Origin of the sequence: Pantoea sp. Z09 (assembly GCF_022394795.1) — a bacterium.
In the GTDB taxonomy this organism is placed as follows: domain Bacteria; phylum Pseudomonadota; class Gammaproteobacteria; order Enterobacterales; family Enterobacteriaceae; genus Pantoea; species Pantoea latae.
Genome location: NZ_CP092373.1, coordinates 2165162 through 2183310 on the forward strand (window position 1 = coordinate 2165162; position 18149 = coordinate 2183310).

Annotated in this window: 12 protein-coding genes; 6 read left to right on the forward strand and 6 right to left on the reverse strand. The window is 66.1% G+C overall.

The genetic code is table 11. The annotated features are described in order from the left end of the window. Positions 1-11 precede the first annotated feature (11 nt). The 6 genes from MC269_RS10375 to MC269_RS10400 form a co-directional block, all read right to left on the reverse strand. Positions 12-2612, reverse strand: coding sequence for a nitrate reductase (locus tag MC269_RS10375; protein ID WP_239952328.1), 2601 nt, complete (start codon positions 2610-2612; stop codon positions 12-14). Further along, a complete protein-coding gene (nirB, locus tag MC269_RS10380) occupies positions 2609-6673 on the reverse strand; it encodes a nitrite reductase large subunit NirB (protein ID WP_239952329.1) in 4065 nt (1354 codons plus the stop codon). Before nirB ends, MC269_RS10375 begins: the two co-directional genes overlap by 4 nt. Before the next feature lie 10 nt (positions 6674-6683). Further along, a complete protein-coding gene (locus tag MC269_RS10385; protein WP_239952330.1) occupies positions 6684-7469 on the reverse strand; it encodes an ABC transporter ATP-binding protein in 786 nt (261 codons plus the stop codon). A 9-nt stretch (positions 7470-7478) separates the two neighbouring features. Continuing rightward, complete coding sequence (ntrB, locus tag MC269_RS10390; RefSeq protein WP_239952331.1) at positions 7479-8345, reverse strand: nitrate ABC transporter permease; 867 nt, start codon at positions 8343-8345, stop codon at positions 7479-7481. An 11-nt stretch (positions 8346-8356) separates the two neighbouring features. Beyond that, a complete protein-coding gene (locus MC269_RS10395) occupies positions 8357-9607 on the reverse strand; it encodes a CmpA/NrtA family ABC transporter substrate-binding protein (RefSeq protein WP_239952332.1) in 1251 nt (416 codons plus the stop codon). Between the two features lie 257 nt (positions 9608-9864). Beyond that, on the reverse strand, positions 9865-11094 hold the full coding sequence (locus tag MC269_RS10400) for a nitrate regulatory protein (RefSeq protein WP_239952333.1): 1230 nt from the start codon (positions 11092-11094) through the stop codon (positions 9865-9867). 497 nt (positions 11095-11591) lie between these two features. Here MC269_RS10400 and MC269_RS10405 point away from each other — a divergent pair, with 497 nt between their 5' ends. The 6 genes from MC269_RS10405 (at position 11592) to MC269_RS10430 (ending at position 18149) form a co-directional block, all read left to right on the forward strand. Continuing rightward, on the forward strand, positions 11592-12086 hold the full coding sequence (locus MC269_RS10405; protein WP_239955104.1) for an SH3 domain-containing protein: 495 nt from the start codon (positions 11592-11594) through the stop codon (positions 12084-12086). An 85-nt stretch (positions 12087-12171) separates the two neighbouring features. Then, positions 12172-13389 (forward strand): type IVB secretion system protein IcmH/DotU, encoded by a 1218-nt coding sequence (gene icmH, locus MC269_RS10410; protein WP_081137221.1) that lies wholly within the window; start codon positions 12172-12174, stop codon positions 13387-13389. Continuing rightward, positions 13389-15500, forward strand: coding sequence for a type VI secretion system membrane subunit TssM (gene tssM, locus MC269_RS10415; protein WP_239952334.1), 2112 nt, complete (start codon positions 13389-13391; stop codon positions 15498-15500). The genes icmH and tssM overlap by 1 nt, the downstream gene beginning before the upstream one ends. 13 nt (positions 15501-15513) lie before the next feature. Further along, on the forward strand, positions 15514-16212 hold the full coding sequence (gene tagF / locus MC269_RS10420) for a type VI secretion system-associated protein TagF (protein ID WP_239952335.1): 699 nt from the start codon (positions 15514-15516) through the stop codon (positions 16210-16212). A gap of 36 nt (positions 16213-16248) precedes the next feature. Then, complete coding sequence (tagH, locus tag MC269_RS10425) at positions 16249-17376, forward strand: type VI secretion system-associated FHA domain protein TagH (protein ID WP_239952336.1); 1128 nt, start codon at positions 16249-16251, stop codon at positions 17374-17376. Then, positions 17373-18149 carry a PP2C family serine/threonine-protein phosphatase gene (locus tag MC269_RS10430; RefSeq protein ID WP_081137213.1) on the forward strand — a complete coding sequence of 259 codons (777 nt, stop codon included), beginning with the start codon at positions 17373-17375 and terminating at the stop codon, positions 18147-18149. The genes tagH and MC269_RS10430 overlap by 4 nt, the downstream gene beginning before the upstream one ends.

An 18149-nucleotide genomic window follows, 5' to 3' on the forward strand; every position in this document is an offset into this window, starting at 1 on the left:
CAGCTTCTCCGTTACGCCGTGGCCGGCGTGACTAACAGTTGTTTCAGTTCAGGCAGGCAGGAGCCGCAGTTGGTGCCGCACTTTAGCGCGGTGCCCAGCGCCGCCGGCGAGTCGCAGCCCTGCGCGATCGCCTGGCGGATAGCGTTTTCGCCGACGCCGAAGCAGCTGCAGATGATGCGGCCTGTGCCGCTGCTCTGCGCCGCGCGGCCCGCCAGCAGTGCAAAGCGCCCGGCGGCGTCGCCAGGCGGCGCGCGGAAGGCGGCGGCGATCAGATCCTGATCGAGGGTCGGCAAACGCGGCGCGGCGTAGAACGCCAGCTGTAACGCGCCGTCGCGCCACGCCAGCAGCCGGTATTCTCCGGCGGCCCCCACGGCCTGCTGCAGCTGCATTCCCTGGGTCGCCAGTTGCGCCTGCGCCCAGTCATGCGCGGTGCCGTCGCCCGCCAGCGTCAGTCGCTGCGCGCCTGCCTGCGGCGCGCGCGCCCAGTAGCGCACGCCGTCGGGCGCGGCGATGCCGCGCTGCCACAGCCAGCCCTGCCAGTCGGCGCGCAGCGGCGCCAGGCGCACCGCCGTCTGTTTGAAGGCGGGCTGTCCCGAATGGGGACAACCGCGCGCCGCCACCAGCGCGTCGACGCTGCTCTGCAGCGCGAACTGACGGCTCCAGTGCATCGGCGCAAAGAGCTCGTTGAGCCGCATGCCGCTGTCGAGGCGTACACGCGCCGCCATCCAGCCGTGCGCCGACTGCACGCGCGCCAGGTCGCCGCTGGCGAGGCCCCAGCGCTGCGCCGTCGCCGGATGCAGGGCGATAAAGGGCTCGTCGATATGCTGCATCAGTCGCGCCACCGCGCCGGTGCGCGTCATGGTGTGCCACTGATCGCGAATGCGCCCGCTGTTCATCAGTAGCGGCAGCGCCGCGCTGACCGGCGTCGCAGCGGGCGCGGCGCAGGGCAGCAGCCGCGCTTTGCCGTCGGCATGGTAAAAGCGCCGATCGCCGAACAGGCGGGCGCAGCCGTCGGGAAAGCGCGCGTTGACCGGCCACTGCACCGGCTGCAGCCGATCCCACTGCGCGTCGCTGAGCTGCGCCAGCCCGCTGATGTCAAAGGCGCGCTGGCCGTGATTTTCAAAGCCGGAGAGCGCGGCGTGCTCGCGAAATATCTGCGCCGGATGGCTCCAGCCAAAGGCGTCGCCGAAGCCGAGCCGCTGCGCCACCTGCGCCAGCAGCCACCAGTCCGGCTTCGCCTCACCGGGCGGCGGCACAAAGGCGCGCTGGCGCGACAGGCGCCGCTCGGAGTTGGTGACGGTGCCATTTTTCTCGCCCCAGCCGAGCGCGGGCAGCAGAATATCGGCGAAGGCGGTGGTGTCGGTGTGCGCCATGACGTCGGAGACGATCACCAGCGGACAGGCGGCCAGCGCCTGCGCCACGCGGTTGCCCTCCGGCATCGACACCGCCGGATTGGTGCCGAGGATCCACACCGCTTTGACCTCGCCGCGCGCCACCGCCTCAAACAGCGCAACGGCGGTCAGGCCGGGCCGCCGCGCCACAGTCGGGCTGCGCCAGAAGCGCTGCAGCCGGTCGCACTCCGCGTCGCTAAAGCCCATATGCGCCGCCAGCTGGTTCGCCAGCCCACCCACTTCGCGGCCGCCCATAGCGTTGGGCTGACCGGTCAGCGAAAACGGCCCGCAGCCCGCGCGGCCCAGCTTGCCGCTCAGCAGATGCACGTTAAGGATGGCGTTGTTGGTGTCGCTGCCGGTCGCCGACTGGTTGACGCCCATGCACCAGAGCGTCAGCACGCGCTCGCAGCGGGTAAACAGCCGGTAGAAGTCCGCCAGCGCCGCCTCCTCCAGCTCGCACGCCGCGGCGACGCGCGCCAGCGTCCAGGGCTGCGCCGCCTCAAGCGTCTCCGCCACCCCGTTCAGGTGCGGCAGCATGCTGCTGTCGATGCCCTCATGCTGCGCCAGCCAGTGGAGCAGGCCGCTGAACAGCGCGCCGTCGCTGCCCGGCCGCAGCGGCAGATGGCGATCCGCCAGATCGGCGCTGGCGGTGCGGCGTGGATCGATCACCACCACGCGCAGCGCCGGACGCTGCTGCTTCGCCTGCACCAGCCGCTGATAGGCCACCGGATGGGTCCAGGCGGCGTTTGAGCCGACCAGCACCACCAGATCCGCGGCGGCAAAATCCTCATAGCAGCAGGGTACCGCGTCTGCGCCGAAGGCGCGCTTGTAGCCCACCACCGCCGAGGCCATGCAGAGCCGCGAGTTGGTGTCGATATTGGCCGCGCCGATATAGCCCTTCATCAGCTTGTTGGCGACGTAGTAATCCTCGGTGAGCAGCTGCCCTGAAGCGTAGATCGCCACCGCCTCAGGGCCGTGCTGGTCGATAATGGCGCGCAGCCGCGCGGCGGCGCTCTCCAGTGCCGTTTCCAGCGGCGCGCGCGCGCCATCCACCTGCGCCCACAGCAGCCGCCCGCTGGCGTTCAGGGTTTCGCCCAGCGCCGCGCCTTTGACGCACAGGCGGCCAAGGTTGGCCGGATGGCTGACGTCGCCCGCGACGCTGCCGTCGTCGCGCACGCTGACGCCGCAGCCGACGCCACAGTAGGGACAGGTGCTGTTCATGACGCTTCCGCCATCAGGTTAAGGGGGCGGTTCGCCACCCAGATGCGCCCCGCTTCCAGCTTCACCGGCCAGCAGCGCAGCTGGTGCTGCGGATTGTCGAGGCTCTGGCCGTCGCGCAGCCGCACGCGCTGCTTATAGAGCGGCGAAATCACCACCGGCTCGCCCGCCACGTCGCCGAGGATGCCGCGCGACAGCACGCTGACCTCGCTGCCGGGTTCGCGATCCTCCAGCGCGTAGAGATCGTCGCCGAAGCGGAACAGCGCGATGCGCTCGCTGCCGAGGCGCGCGCCGATGCCCGCCTGCGGCGGCACTGCTTCAAGATCGCACAGCGCGCTCCAGGGCTCGGCGGGCAGCTGCCGCAGCGGAATGCGCGGCTGCGCGGCGGGCTGGCGCTGGTCGCGCACCCGCGCATAGTGCAGGGTTTCATCCGGCTGGTCGCTGTTGAGCGCGGTGGTAAACAGCGCGCGGCGCGACGGATCCGCCAGCGTGGTGCGCCATTCGCACTGATACGTCGCGACCACCTGCTGCATCTCCGCCTCCAGCGTCGCCGCGATGTTGAGGCTGTCGTCGATCACCACCTGGCGCAGGTAATCCAGCCCGCCCTCAAGGTTGTCCAGCCAGACGCTGGTGCGCTGCAGCCGGTCGGCGGTGCGCACGTAGAACATCAGAATGCGGTCGACGTAGCGCATCAGCGTCTCGTCGTCGAGGTCGCTGGCGAAGAGATCGGCGTGGCGCGGCTTCATGCCGCCGTTGCCGCAGACGTAGAGGTTCCAGCCTTTGTCGGTGGCGATGACGCCGATATCCTTGCTCTGCGCCTCGGCGCACTCGCGGGTGCAGCCCGACACCGCCATCTTGATCTTGTGCGGCGCGCGCAGCCCCTTGTAGCGCTGCTCCAGCGCGATGGCAAAGGCGGTCGAGTCCTGCACGCCGTAGCGGCACCAGCTGGAGCCAACGCACGATTTCACCGTGCGCAGCGATTTGCCGTAGGCGTGCCCGGTCTCAAAGCCCGCCGCCAGCAGCGCCTCCCAGATGGCGGGCAGCTGATCGAGCCGCGCGCCGAAGAGGTCGATGCGCTGGCCGCCGGTGATTTTGGTGTAGAGATCGTAGCGCGCCGCCACCTCGCCAATGGCGATCAATCCCTGCGGCGTGATCTCGCCGCCCGGCACGCGCGGCACCACGGAGTAGCTGCCATCTTTCTGGATATTGGCGAAGTAGCGATCGTTGGTCTCCTGCAGCGGCAGGTGCGCCGGTTTCAGCAGGTAGTCGTTCCAGCAGGAGGCGAGCAGCGACGCCGCCAGCGGCTTGCAGACCTCGCAGCCGTGGCCGCGCCCGTGCGCCGCCAGCAGCGCCTCCCAGCTTTTCAGCTCGCCGACGCGCATCAGGTGGTACAGCTCCTGACGCGAATACGCGAAGTGCTCGCAGATATCTTTCTTCACCTCGACGCCGAGATCCGCCAGCTGATGCTCCATCACCTGCTTCACCAGCGCCGCGCAGCCGCCGCAGCCGGTGGCCGCGCGGGTGCACTGCTTTACCGCCGCCATATCGCCACAGCCGCCCTGCACCGCCGCGCAGATGTCGCCCTTGCTGACGTTGTGGCAGGAGCAGAGCTGCGCGCTATCAGGCAGCGCCGCCACGCCCAGCCCCGCTGACGGCGCGCCCGCCAGCGCGGGCAGGATCAGGCTCTCCGGCGCGGCGGGCAGCGCCATCTGGTTAAGCATCATCTGCAGCAGCGTGCTGTAGTCGCCGCTGTCGCCCACCAGCACGCCGCCCAGCAGGGCTTTGCCCTCGGCGCACACCACGATTTTTTTGTAGACGCCTTTGGGCTCGTCGGTCCAGTAGAGGCTCTGGCTGCCCGGCGTGCGGCCGTGCGCGTCGCCGAACGAGGCGACCTCGACGCCGAGCAGCTTGAGCCGGGTGCTCATATCCGCGCCGCGAAAGGCGCTCGCCTCGTCGGCGAGGTGTCCGGCCAGCACGCGCGCCATCTGGTAGCCCGGCGCAACCAGGCCGAAGATCTGCCCGTTCCACAGCGCGCATTCGCCGATAGCGTAAACCTCGCTGTCGCTGGTCTGGCACAGGTCGTTTATCTCAATGCCGCCGCGCGGGCCGAGGGTTAGCCCCGCCTCGCGCGCCAGCTCGTCGCGCGGGCGAATGCCCGCCGAGAAAAGCACCAGATCGCTGTTCAGCGTCTCGCCGTCGGCGAAGCGCAGCGTCAGGCTGCCATCCGCCTCGCGGTCGATGGTCTGCGTCTGCTTCGCGGTGTGCACCTGCACGCCGAGCGCCTCAATTTTGCGCCGCAGCATCTGCGCGCCGCCGTCGTCCAGCTGCACCGCCATCAGGCGCGGCGCGAACTCGACCACGTGGGTTTCCAGCCCGAGCTGGCGCAGCGCGTTGGCCGCCTCCAGCCCCAGCAGGCCGCCGCCGATCACCACGCCGCGTCGGCTGTGGCGCGCGCGCGCGGAGATGGCGTCGAGATCCTCCAGCGTGCGGTAGACGAAACAGTGGGCGTCGTCATGGCCGGGGATCGGCGGCACAAAGGCGCGCGATCCGGTGGCGAGCACCAGCTTGTCCCACGCCAGTTCGCTGCCGCGGCTGTCGCGCAGGCTGCGCCGCTGGCGATCGATGGCGACCACGCGGCAGTCGCTGCGCAGTTCGATATTGTGGTCGGCAAAGAAGTTATCGCCCACCAGCGACAGATCGGCGGCGCTTTTGCCGTCAAAGTAAGATGAGAGATGCACGCGGTCGTAGGCGGGCAGCCGCTCGTCGCCGTAGACCACGATGTGATAGCGCTGATGCAGCGCGCGCGCCACCAGCTGTTCGAGAAAGTGGTGGCTGACCATGCCGTGGCCGACCACGGCTAATACCGGTTTACTCATCATCAGGCTTCCTGCAGCCTGCGGCTGCGGTTCAGGTTGATTATCAAAAAGGGTGTGCAGCGCGGCGCGCTCGCCCGCCTGCAGCTTCGCCAGCAGCGGCGCCGCCTGCTGGCAGTCGCCGTAGAGCACGATGCCGCGCAGGCGGCCGTCGCGCAGAAACAGGCGGCGATAGTCGCCGGAGAGCGGATCGACGCTGACGCAGCTCTCCGCCTCGCGGATATCGCCCGCGCTGAACAGCGAAATGCCGCTCACCTTGAGCCGGGTGCCGCTCTCCTGATAGCGGAAATCCGCCACCGGCTGACCGGCGAGCTGCGCCGCCAGCACCTCTGCCTGTGCCAGACAGGGCGCCACCAGGCCAGCGGTGTCGCCGCCGATTTCACAGCACTCGCCGAGGGCGTAGACGTCGGGCAGCGCGCTGCGCAACTGACGATCCACCACAATGCCGCGCCGACAGGGCACGCCGGCCGCCGCCGCGACGGCGATCTCCGGCTCGACGCCGATGGCGATCACCACCTGCGCGGCGGGCAGCGTGCGGCCGTCAGTCAGCTGCACGCCGGTTTCCGTTACTGCCGCCAGCCCGCTGTTGAGCGCCACGCGCAGGCCGCGCGCGCGGAGCTGAGCGAGGAGCAGCGCGCCCGCATGGGCGTCGAGCTGGCGATCCAGCAGCCAGGCCTTGTGGTGCAGCAGCGTGACGTCGCGTCCCTGAGCCTGCAGCGCGGCGGCCGCTTCGATGCCGAGAAAGCCGCCGCCCAGCACCACCACCGGCCCCGTGCCCGCCAGCAGCGCGTCGACGTCCGCTTTGCTGCGAAAGCCCCTCACCTGCGGCCGCTCAATGCCGGGAATGGCGGGCAGCCGCGGCCGCGATCCGGTGGCGAACACCAGCCGATCCCAGCCGAGCGCGCGCCGGTCGGTGTCGAGCCGACGCGCCGTCAGATCGACGCGCTGCGCCGTTTCGCCCGCCAGCAGCGTGACGCCGTTGGCCGTGTACCAGTCGCGCGGATGGATCAGCGTCTCGTCGAAGGTTTTCTCGCCCGCCAGCACCGGCGACAGCAGCACGCGGTTGTAGTTGCCGTGCGGCTCGCGCCCGATCACCGTGATGGCATAGCGATGCGGCGCGAGATGCAGCAGGCGCTCGACCATGCGCATCCCCGCCATGCCGTTGCCCACCACCAGCAGCCGTTGCTTCATCGGCTGCTCCTCAGGCTGCGGTCTGTTTTTCATACAGGAAATGCAGCACCTGCTGGCGCAGCTGGTGGTAGCGCGGCTCGTCCGCCAGCGCCACGCGCGAGCGCGGCCTCGGGAGATCGACGTTCAGGATCTCGCCCACCTTCGCCGCCGGGCCGTTGGTCATCATCAGCACCCGATCGGAGAGCAGCACCGCCTCGTCGACGTCGTGGGTGATCAGCACGATGGTGGTGTTAAGCGCCTGCTGGATGCGCATCACGCTCTCCTGCAGATGGGCGCGCGTCAGGGCGTCAAGCGCGCCGAACGGCTCGTCGAGCAGCAGCACGCGCGGCTTCATCGCCAGCGCGCGCGCAATGCCGACGCGCTGCTTCATGCCGCCGGAGATCTCGCCGGGCCGCTTGTGCATCGCGTGGCTCATCTGCACCTGATTGAGGTTGTGCTCGATCCACTCCGCTCTTTCCGCCTTGCTCATGCTCTGCTGAAACACCTGATCCACCGCCAGCTCGACGTTCTGCCAGGCGGTGAGCCAGGGCAGCAGCGAGTGGTTCTGAAACACCACCGCGCGCTCCGGCCCCGGCCCGGCGATTTCGCGGTTGTCGCACAGCAGCACGCCGCTGCTCGGCGCGGTCAGCCCGGCGATCAGGTTAAGCAGCGTTGATTTGCCGCAGCCGGAGTGGCCGATCAGGCTGAGGGTCTCTCCTTCGTGGATATCGAACGAAACGTTGTCGAGGGCGAGAAAATCGCCGCCCGCGGTGGTGAAACGCTGGCTGACCTGCTGAACGCGAATAATCGGTGACATAGCGGCTCCTTATTTATCCCAGGCAAAACGGCGGGCCAGCAGCATCAGGCCCTGCTCCAGCAACAGCCCCACCACGCCGATAATCAGGATGGCGATGAGGATGTTTTCCACGTTGAGGTTGTTCCACTCGTTCCAGATCCAGAAGCCGATGCCGAGGCCGCCGGTGAGCATTTCGGCGGCGACAATCACCAGCCAGGCGATGCCGATCGACAGCCGCACGCCGGTGAGCACCGCCGGCAGCACGGCGGGAAACAGAATGCGGCGCATCACCGTCCACTCCGACAGCTGCAGCACGCGCGCTACGTTGAGGTAGTCCTGCGGAATGCGCTGCACCCCTTCGGCGGTGTTGATCACCATTGGCCAGATCGAGCAGATAAAAATGGTCCAGCTCGAGGCGGGTTCGGCGCGCTGAAACAGCAGCAGGCCGATAGGCAGCCAGGCGAGCGGGCTGACCGGGCGCAGCAGCGCGATAATCGGGTTGAACATGCGCGCCACAAAGGTGAAGCGCCCGAGCAAAAAACCGGCGGGAATACCCACCAGCGCCGCCAGGCCAAAGCCGACGGCGACGCGCTGCAGCGAGGCGAGCACGTTCCAGCCGATGCCCTGATCGTTCGGGCCGGCGTTATAGAAGGGATCGGCGAACAGCACCTGCGCCGCCTGCCAGGTGGCGTAGGGCGTCGGAAAGCCGCTGCTCCAGAGCGCGGCGATCTGCCACACCAGCAGCATCAGCACCCCGCCGCACAGCGCCGGGATCAGCCGCTGCATCAGCGGACGCAGGCGCGCCGGGCGCGGCGCGGGCTTCGGCGTAATGTTAAGGGTCACGACGGTCGCCGGCGCGCTGGCCGCGGGCGCAATGATCTGAGCGGTTTTTTTCATGTTTGCCTCGCTTATCGTTTCAGGGCGAAACCGGCGGCGTAGGCGGCAGGATCGCTGCCGTCCCAGACGTTGCCGTCGATCAGGGTGCTGCTGCGCAGTTCGCTTTGCGGCAGCGCGACGTTGCCGACGGCGGACGCCGCCTGTTTATAGATGTCGATACGGTTGATCTGCCGCGCCACCGCCAGATAGTCCGGCTCGGCGCTGAGCATGCCCCAGCGTTTCATCTGCGTCAGAAACCACATGCCGTCGGAGAGCCAGGGAAAGCTCACCGCGCCGTCGCGGAAGAAGCGCATCGGGTGCGCGTCCTGCCAGCTTTTGCCGAGGCCGTTCTGGTACTGGCCGAGCATGCGCCCTTCCAGGGTGTCGACTTTGGTGTTGATCCAGGCGCGCTGCGCCAGCACCGCGGCGGTTTCGCGGCGGTTGTCGTCCGAGGCGTCGATCCAGCGCGCCGCCTCCAGCACCGCGGCGGTGAGCGCGCGGGCGCTGTTGGGGTTGGCCGCGACCCACTCGGCGCGGGTGGCGAGGATCTTTTCCGGGTGATCCGGCCAGATCTGCTGCGAGGTGGCGGCGGTGAAGCCGATGTGGTCGCTGATGGCGCGCTGGTTCCACGGCTCGCCGACGCAAAAGCCGCTCATATTGCCGATCTTCATGTTCATCACCATCTGCGGCGGCGGCACCACGACCGTGCGCACGTCGTCGAAGGGATGGATGCCGGCGTTGGCCAGCCAGTAGTAGAGCCACATGGCGTGGGTGCTGGTGGGAAAGGTGTGAGCGAAGGTGAAAGCGCCTTTCGGCTGCGCCGCCACCGCCCGCTTCAGGCTGGCACCGTCGGTGACGCCCTGCGCCTGTAGCTGGCTGGAGAGCGTGATCGCCTGGCCGTTATTGTTCAGGGTCATCAGGTTGGCCATGTCGTGCTGCGGCCCGGCGACGCCCAGCTGCAGCCCGTAGATCATGCCGTAAAGCGCATGGGCGGCATCCAGCTCGCCGGAGGTGAGCTTGTCGCGCACCGCCGCCCAGCTCGCCTCTTTGCTCGGCTGCAGCGTCAGGCCGTACTTCTTATCGAAACCCTTCACCGCCGCCATCACCACCGGCGCGCAGTCGGTCAGCGGGATAAAGCCGACGCGCAGGCTCATCTTTTCCGGCGCGTCCGAACCCGCGGCCCAGACGGCGTTGCGCAGCCCTGGCAGCAGGTATGCGCCGCCAGCCGCGGCGCTGGCGAGTAACAACTTACGCCGTGAGGCGGAAAATGGGGTCTGACTCATCGCTCGCTTCCTGAAAAAAGAGAATAAAAAAAGGCGTCCCGCCGACATGCCTGCGCATGCGGATGGACGCCTTTATCCAAAGCACTCTTTTCACCGCCGTTGGCGAAAGAAGTGCGAATTCACTTTAAGCACAGCAAGAGGCGTGCCAGGTCGGAGAAGCCGCGCGGGCGCGGCGCGGCGCGTGGCTAAGCCTGACGGATGCACTTTGCTAAGGCGCGCAGCGCACAGCGGTTGTGCATCTACCTCTCAGGAGGTAGTCAGGGCGACGCGGGCGGCTGGGCCATCGCCGCCACCGCCAGCACCGCCTGGGCGATATCAATGACGCGTTTGTTCTGGTTCATGGCGCTTTTGCGCAGCGCCTGCCAGGCGTCTTGCTCGCTGTAGCGATGCTGCTGCATCAGCCAGGCTTTGGCCTGATCGATGATTCGACGCTCGTCCAGCGTGGCGCGCATTGTCGCCAGTTCATCCGCCTGCCGCTGCAGGCGCTGCGCCTGTTCGCGCACCAGCGACAGCACCGAGCGGCCAAGCTGCGGCGCCAGCCCGTCGCTGTGCAGCCGGGTCTCCGTCGGCGGCAGCCAGTCGGCGCCGCCAACGTAGAGGCTAAAGCTGCCGTCCGCCGCTGGCGCCGCCGGCGGCGCCTCGCTGTGCGCCGTCTCAATCGCCTGACGACAGCGCGCCATCAGCGTGGCGGTCAGGTGATCCTCCAGGCTTTTCATCTGATCGATGCGGGCGCTGAGCAGGGAAAACCAGCGCAGCGTGCCCGACTCCTCGGCCTGATCGAAGGTGCAGGCGATGCGCCGCAGTCGCTCGACCTCGCGGCTGGCGGAGGCGAGCGGACGCCAGCGCGCCAGCGCCTCGGCGTCGGCGAACTGGCTGAAGGTGGCGAAACTCTGCTCCTGCGCCGCGATCAGCGCCACCATGCGCTGCCGCTGGGCGTCGCTGAAGCGTCCGGCGGCAAAACCCGCCGAGCCGGTGGCGCGCTCCTGCCCCGCCAGCTCTTTGCCCTGCATAAAGCTGAACAGCGCGATCAGCGCGCGCGAGATATCGGGGTGGCTGGCGGTGTCGGCCGCTTCGAACACCAGATTCAACAGCGTGCGGATCACCGCGTTGAACGCCTGCATCGCCTGCGCCTGATCGCGCTCGCCCGCCAGCATCTGCGCGCGCAAGTCGGGGAGCGCCGCCAGCGCCTGCAGCGCGGCGGCGATAAGGTTGCAGAAGCGGCTGTCGCCGGGATGCGCGACGGCGGGCGGCAGCGCCTGGGCGACGCGCTGCGTCGCCGCGCTGACATCCTGCTCACGCGCCAGCCGCTCACGGGCGAACAGCCGCCCCTGCGAGCAGATCCAGATATTGCTGGCGCCGCGCTCGCGCTGCAGCTGATGGATAAGCTCGCTCAGCGCCGCAATCAGCTGGCCGGTATGCAGCAGCCGCTGCAGGCTGGCGATGTCGCTGTCGCGCGATGCCTTGAGATACGCCAGCGCGTCGGTCATAGAGGTCACCTCGGGTGTCGGGTCGCGTGTTTGAGGCAAATTGAAGCAAAAGGCGTGCCGCTTTAGGGAAATAATGCGATCGGACGCGCGCGGATATTCTGAAAATAAACCGCTGCTTAGCGGAGCGCGATCCTCCTTACGTCAGGTGAGCAATTAAAAAAATTTAATAATTTCCTATTCATCGGCGCGCGTGACAGAATACGCTGCTGCACAATTCATCGGCTTACCTCGCCCATTAGTAAGTTTGCTTTAACTGTACTAAACGGCGGTATTTTTCAGCTTTTTTACGCAAGCGGTTTCAGGGCGGCTAGCATGGCTGAAGCGCGAGCGCAATGGTTTGAAATCTCAAAAGTCTTAGGTAGACTGAGCAGAGTACTATCCTGATGTAATTTGTCTGTTTTTTAGCTGATGTTGTAGAGGCATGATGCTGCACGCAGGTCGTCACAGGGATGACGATGGCGGCGTATTATGCAGTTACTCTGATGAAATCGAGGAACATGGTGAAAAAGAGTCTTGCGTTAATGCTGCTGGCGACCTTGACCCTGGCGGGCTGTAAAGCGCCGCCGCCGTCCGTTACCGATGACACGCTGGTCACCAGCGAAGTCAACGGCGTGAAGTTAGTCCATCGTCATGCGGTCGCTGCGCCTGCCGAATTTACTCCGGTCAATGAGACCTGGCGCGCGCTCTATGCGGCGTCGGTGATGACCACGCCCGACTATGGCGGCAAGGTGGTGCGCTACCTGGAGAACGGGAAACCCTTTGAGGTGCTGGGAAGCGTCGAAAATCACTGGCTGGCGATCGCCGACCAGGCTGACGGTCCGCTGATCGGCTACGTGCCGCTGAAGGCGGGCGTTGAGAGCGGCCGCTACGAGGCGACCCTGCGCAGCGATCGCCCTCGCCCGCGCGGTAAGAATAAGCAGGTTTGCGTCGACGTCGGCGGCGCCAGCAAGGCGTGTCGCACTAACGATACCGCGACCTGGATCTTAGACTGATAATGGAATTCGGCGCATATTGCCCTTTTTTACTCCCTGAGTTCGCCACTCAGGGAGGTGCGCCTGTCTGGAAGAACCCCTGTTAATGACACAAGAATCGCAGGCCGCAGAGGCTAACGCCTCCGGCAACGATAACCTTCTTTTGCAGGCTGCGGCGCCGCTGCTGAACGCCGTGGTGCAGCTTCGTCAGGCGGTCACGCATGACGATCCCGCTGGCCTGCGTCAGTCGCTGATTGATGAAATCCGCCAGTTCGAGCAGCGCTGTAAGCAGGCCGGACTGCCGTTCGAGATGATTATCGGCGCGCGCTACTGCCTGTGCAGCGCGCTGGACGAAGCCGCCGCGCAGACGCCCTGGGGCACGCGCGGCGTCTGGTCGGGCAACGGCATGCTGGTCACCTTCCACAATGAAAGCTGGGGCGGCGAGAAATTTTTTCAGCTGCTGTCGCGCATTTCGCAAAGCCCGGCGCAGCACCTCTGGCTGCTGGAGGTGGTGCACTACTGCTTGCTGCTCGGCTACGAAGGCCGCTATCGCGGCAGCGACAGCGGACGGACGCAGTGCGACGCCATTCGCAAGCGCCTGGCGAAGCTGATTGACGAGCAGCGTCAGCCGGAAAGCGCGCGCGTCGCGCCGCTGGTGGAGGTGCATCCACTGGTCAGCACCCTCTCCCGCCCGATGATCCCGCTCTGGGCCTGCGCCACCGTCGCCGCGCTGATCGCCTGCCTGCTCTACAGCGCCCTGAACTGGCGGCTGGGCAACGACGCCGAGCCGCTGCTGCGCGCCATCTATCAGACGCCGCTGCCGCAGATTACCGTCGGCCGCCGCCCCTCGTCGCCGCAGGCGCTGCTCGATCTGCGCCAGCGTCTGAACGACGTGATTGCCGCCGGTCAGCTCGAAGTCAGCGACGGCGCCTTCGGCAGCAAGGTGATTATTCCTGCCGACAAGCTGTTCGCCGAACAGGGCACCGCCATTAACCCGGTGGGCCGCGCGCTGCTGGCGCGCGTCGCCACGGCGATGAAGAACGTCAAGGGCACGGTGCTGGTGTCGGTGTTTACCGACAACCGACCGGTCGACAACAGCCGCTTCGCCTCCAGCTATGAATTCTCTTTTGCCCGCGCCCGCGCGGTCACGCAGCTGTTGCAAACCCAGCTCGCCGATGGCCACGCCATCCGCTCTGAAGGACGCGGCGACAGCGATCCGCTGCTGCCCAACGACAGCAACGAAAACCGGACGCGCAACCGTCGCGTCGAGATCACGCTGTTCGCCGCGCCGGAAACGCTCAGTAATCATCAGGGAGCCCAGTAATGCGCGCGTCCTTACGCTCTGTTTTAACTCACCGCCTGCTGTGGAGCTTTATCGGCGTCACGGCGTTGAGTTGCCTGGTCTGGATCCTCGGCCCGTTCTGGAGCTGGGGGGAAACCCGCCCGCTGGAGCCGGCGCTGCCGCGCCAGCTGGCGGTCGGCCTGCTGTTTTTTATCTGGATCCTGTTTCAGTTCATTCCGTCGCTCTACCGCGCCTGGTTCAACAGCAAACTGCTGAATAATCTGCAGCAGGCCGGCGCGGAGGAGCTCTCCGACCGTCAGGCGACCGAAGAGCTGCTGACCCAGCGCTTCAGCGAAGCGGTGATGCAGCTGAAGCGTCTGCCGTTCAGCCGCAAAAGCGGCGGCTGGCTGGCGCGCTTTCACGCCAACTATCTCTATCAGCTGCCGTGGTATCTGGTGATCGGCGCGCCCGGCGCGGGCAAGACCACCGCGCTGCTCAACGCCGGGCTCGATTTCCCGCTGACCGACAGCGTCGGCAAAACCGCCATTCGCGGCGTCGGCGGCACGCGCCACTGCGACTGGTGGTTTACCGACCAGGCGGTGCTGATCGACACCGCCGGGCGCTACACCCTGCAGGAGAGCCAGCGCGCGCGCGACGCCGGCGAGTGGCACAGCTTTATTAATTTGCTGAAGCGCTACCGCACGCGCCAGCCGATCAACGGCGTGATTATGACCCTCAGCGTGGCCGACCTGCTGAGCGAATCCGCCGAAACGCGCTTCGCGCAGGCGAGCGCCATGCGCAACCGCCTGAGCGAACTACACCAGCAGACCGGCATTCACTTTCCGGTCTATGTGATGGTGACCAAGACCGATCTGCTGAAAGGGTTTATGGGCTATTTCGGCGCGCTGGAGAAGCGTCAGCGCGACGCCATCTGGGGCTTTACCTTTCCCTGGGAGCCGGGCAAGCCGCATAAAGATGAGTGGCATCGCAGCTTTAACCAGCAGTTTCACCGTCTCGAGCAGCAGCTGCAGCAGCAGCTCAGCCACAAAATGGCGCAGGAGCGCGATCTTAACCAGCGCGCCGACTGCTTCCTGTTTCCGCAGGAGTTCGCCTCGCTGCGGCCGCTGCTGAATGAGTATCTCGACGTGGTGTTCTCCGCCCAGCAGGAGCCGGTCGCCTGGAGCGCGCGCGGCCTCTTCTTTACCAGCGGCACCCAGGAGGGTCTGCCCTTCGACCGCATCATGGGCGAGCTGAGCCGCAAGCTACAGCTGCCGCACGCCGGCGGCCAGACCATCGCCGCCTGGGACAGCGTTAACCGCAACAGCCCGATTCCGGGCAACAAAGGCCAGAGCTTCTTTATTCGTGACCTGCTCAGCGACCTGGTGTTCCGCGAAAGCGGCCTGGCGGGCAGCAACCGCCACTGGGAGTACCGCAACCAGCTGTTTCACTGGATCGGCTACGGCGTGCTGGCGGGCGGGCTGGCGATCGCCTCGGGACTCTGGCTGCTGAGTTTTTTCCAGAATCAGCGCTACCTGCATCAGGTGGCCTATCGCGTGCCGGCCATCGTCCGGCAGAGCCAGCAGGTGATCCATCAGCCCGCTGACAATATTTTTGACCTGCTTCCCTTTTTGAATAATCTGGTGAAGCTGCCGCTCTCTGACCATTTTTCGCTGGATAATCCTCCGGTTACCATGCGCGCCGGCCTTTATCGCGGCACCCAGGTCAGCGATGCCGCCTGGGCGCTTTATCAAAATGCGCTAAAGTCTTTGCTATTACCGCGCGTTGCGCAGCAGATCACCAACCTGCTGCGTGACGACAAGGGCGACGATAACGACTACAGCCGCAACGCGCTGCGCGCCTATCAGATGCTCTATCAGCCGCGCAACTACGACGGCGAATTTCTCCGCGCCTGGCTGATGCAAAATTTACAGCGCTCGCTGCCGGAAAACGTCAGCGCGCGCGGTCTGCAACAGCTTGACTGGCATCTCAGCCAGCTGCTGGATCAGCAGATTCAGTCTTCGCCCTATGCGCGCGACAATGCGCTGATGATGCGCAAGCTTGCGGAAAATCTGAAAAATGCGGGCCGTGAAGGCAGCGCGCTGGCCGTGACGCCCGCGGTCGACGCGCAGCGATTGACCGCGCATAGCGAGTAATGATGAGGTGAGTATGGCTGCGATCGTCGCGCCCGGCTGGTACGGGAAGCTGCCCTCAACCGGCGATTTTTTACGCCACCGGTTGAGCGAGAAACATATCGCGCCCTGGACCCACTGGTTTCAGCAGGGGCTGATGCACTGGCACAGTCAGGAGCAGGCGGCGACCAGCTGGTTTCTGCAGGCGCCGGTGTGGAACTTCGTGTTGCCGGTCACGCCGGGCGTGCAGCAGGTGCAGATGGGCTGTCTGATGCCCTCGTGCGATCGCGTCGGACGCGCCTGGCCGCTGCTGGCGCTGCGCACCTTCCCGCTCAGCCAGTGGCATCCGGCGCAGCTGGCCATCTCCGGCGACTGGTTTCAGGATTTAGGCGCCGCGCTCTACCAGGCGGTGCAGGTGCAGAGCAGCGCCGCGCAGCTGGAGCAGCAGATTCAGGCGCTGCCGCCGCTGATGGTGCCGGAGAAACGGCGCTCCGACATCATGGAGGTGATCGGCTTCGGCGATCTGCCCTGCACCCTGAGCTGGCGCGAGGTGGCGGACCGTTTCGATCCCCAGCAGCATATCAGCTACTGGTGGACCAACCGCTGCGACGGCTTCGCCCATGCGACCCATAAGCACAGCGGCAACCTGACGGCGCAACTGTTTTCATTACTTTTTAACCCGGCGGCAGGCACTCAGCCGGGACGTAACGGCCTCTATCCGCCAATGTTCGAGTGACGGCGTTGCGTTTGCCCATCAGACACGGGATGACCCATGCAATTTACCATTGTGCAGTGCAATACGGATGTTCCGGTAACCACCGTGGCGTTTCAGCCGCCCGGCGGCACCATCGGCCGTAGCCAGGATAACGATCTGGTATTGCCGGATGAATCGCGCGCCATCTCGCGTCTGCAGGCGCTGGTGCACCTTTCCGCCGACGGCGACTGCCGCCTGACCAACCAGGGCAGCGTAACCTCGGTGGTGCACAACGGCGTCGCGCTGGGTCGGGGCGCGCAGGTGCAGCTGCGCCACGGCGACGCGCTGCAGATCGGCGACTATCAGCTGGCGGTGCAGGATCCGGCGCGCGCCGCGGCGGCCAAAGACGATCCGCTGGCGCTGTTCGTCGACGAGACGCAGCAGGAAGCGGATCCGCTCGGCCTGTTCGCCATCGAACCGGCGGAGAACGTTGCAGCGGCCATGCCGACGGCGGCGCGCCACAGCGACGCGCGGCTGGCTATCGATCCGCAGCAAAGCGAGTCGCGCCGCCTGACGGAGGCCGCGCTGCCGGATCAGGAGAAGCTGATCGCCGCGCTGCTGGAGGGCATGGGGCTGAATAACGGCCATGCGACCCCGGTTGATGAAGAGCAGATGCGCGTCACCGGCCGGATGCTGAGCCTCTTTTCCCAGGGCACGGTGGCGCTGCTGTCGTCGCGTCAGATCCTCAAGCGCGGCGTGAAAGCGGATATGACGATGATCCTCAACGAGGCGAACAACCCGTTTAAAATCCTGCCCTCCGGCAAAACCGTGCTGATGCAGATGTACCAGAGCCAGATGCCAGGCTTTATGCCGCCGGAACAGGCGGTGCGCGACGCGTTAGTCGATTTACAGGCGCATCAGCTCGGCATGATCGCCGGCATCCGCGCCATTATTGCCGCCATGCTGCAGTCGTTTAATCCGCAGCGTCTGGAAGAGCAGGCGCGCAGCGAAGGCGTGCTGCCGAAACTCCCCTTCTCGACGGCGCGAAAAGCCGCTCTCTGGGACTACTTTATGCGTAACTATCAGCGCACCGCCGGCGAAATTGAAGACGATTTCCACACCCTGTTCGGCGAAGCCTTCCTGCACGCCTACGACGTGGAGGTTAACCAGTATAAAGATTCGCAGACCCGGACGGACGAAGCATGAAGATTGTATTTGCCAGTCGCTGCCAGCAGGGACTGCGCGATGAGAACCAGGACCGCACCGGCGCGGAGATCAACGAGGATAAAGCCTGTTTTGTGGTGTGCGACGGCGTGGCGGGCCTGCCCGGCGGCGATCGCGCCGCGCAGCTGGTGCGCGACACCCTGCTGGCCGAACTGCATGAGCAGCCCCGCCTGACGCCGGAGAACACCCACGCGGCGATTGAGCGCTGCCGCGAGGCGCTGCGCGAAGAGCAGGCGCGCAACGCGCACGCGTCGCGCATGAGCACCACGCTGGCCGCGCTGTTTATCGATCGCCAGCAGCAGCGCGCCTGGTGGGCGCACGCCGGCGACAGCCGGGTTTACCATTTTCGCCACGGCACCCTGTTCGACGTCACGCGCGATCACAGCCTGGCGCAGCAGCTAAAAGATGCGGGCTATGAAAATACCGGCATTAACAGTAATTTACTCTATAATGCGCTCGGCGCGGATCCGGCACGTCCGGTGACCTTCTCCGCCGAACTGGCGCTGGAAGATGGCGACGCCTTTCTGGTCTGCACCGACGGGTTCTGGCTTAACCTGACGACGAAAGAGATGGAGCAGGCGCTGCGCATGGTCAACGCCTGCGAAGAGTGGCTGGCGCTGATGGAAAAAGCGGTCAGCCGCAGCGTGAAGAAAGATAATCTCAGCGCGCTCTCGGTCTGGATCGGCGAACCTCAGGACGCCACACTGCTCTATTCCGCGGCGGATTCGGCGCGCTTTTTGCCGCCTCGCTACTGA

Bases quoted from the DNA above. Each gene is read 5' to 3' on its own strand.
- MC269_RS10395 (WP_239952332.1), bottom strand. From the start codon at position 9,607: ATGAGTCAGACCCCATTTTCCGCCTCACGGCGTAAGTTGTTACTCGCC.
- MC269_RS10400 (WP_239952333.1), bottom strand. From the start codon at position 11,094: ATGACCGACGCGCTGGCGTATCTCAAGGCATCGCGCGACAGCGACATC.
- icmH (WP_081137221.1), top strand. From the start codon at position 12,172: ATGACACAAGAATCGCAGGCCGCAGAGGCTAACGCCTCCGGCAACGAT.
- tagF (WP_239952335.1), top strand. From the start codon at position 15,514: ATGGCTGCGATCGTCGCGCCCGGCTGGTACGGGAAGCTGCCCTCAACC.
- tssM (WP_239952334.1), top strand. From the start codon at position 13,389: ATGCGCGCGTCCTTACGCTCTGTTTTAACTCACCGCCTGCTGTGGAGC.
- ntrB (WP_239952331.1), bottom strand. From the start codon at position 8,345: ATGAAAAAAACCGCTCAGATCATTGCGCCCGCGGCCAGCGCGCCGGCG.
- MC269_RS10375 (WP_239952328.1), bottom strand. From the start codon at position 2,612: ATGAACAGCACCTGTCCCTACTGTGGCGTCGGCTGCGGCGTCAGCGTG.
- MC269_RS10405 (WP_239955104.1), top strand. From the start codon at position 11,592: ATGGTGAAAAAGAGTCTTGCGTTAATGCTGCTGGCGACCTTGACCCTG.
- MC269_RS10385 (WP_239952330.1), bottom strand. From the start codon at position 7,469: ATGTCACCGATTATTCGCGTTCAGCAGGTCAGCCAGCGTTTCACCACC.
- MC269_RS10430 (WP_081137213.1), top strand. From the start codon at position 17,373: ATGAAGATTGTATTTGCCAGTCGCTGCCAGCAGGGACTGCGCGATGAG.
- nirB (WP_239952329.1), bottom strand. From the start codon at position 6,673: ATGAAGCAACGGCTGCTGGTGGTGGGCAACGGCATGGCGGGGATGCGC.
- tagH (WP_239952336.1), top strand. From the start codon at position 16,249: ATGCAATTTACCATTGTGCAGTGCAATACGGATGTTCCGGTAACCACC.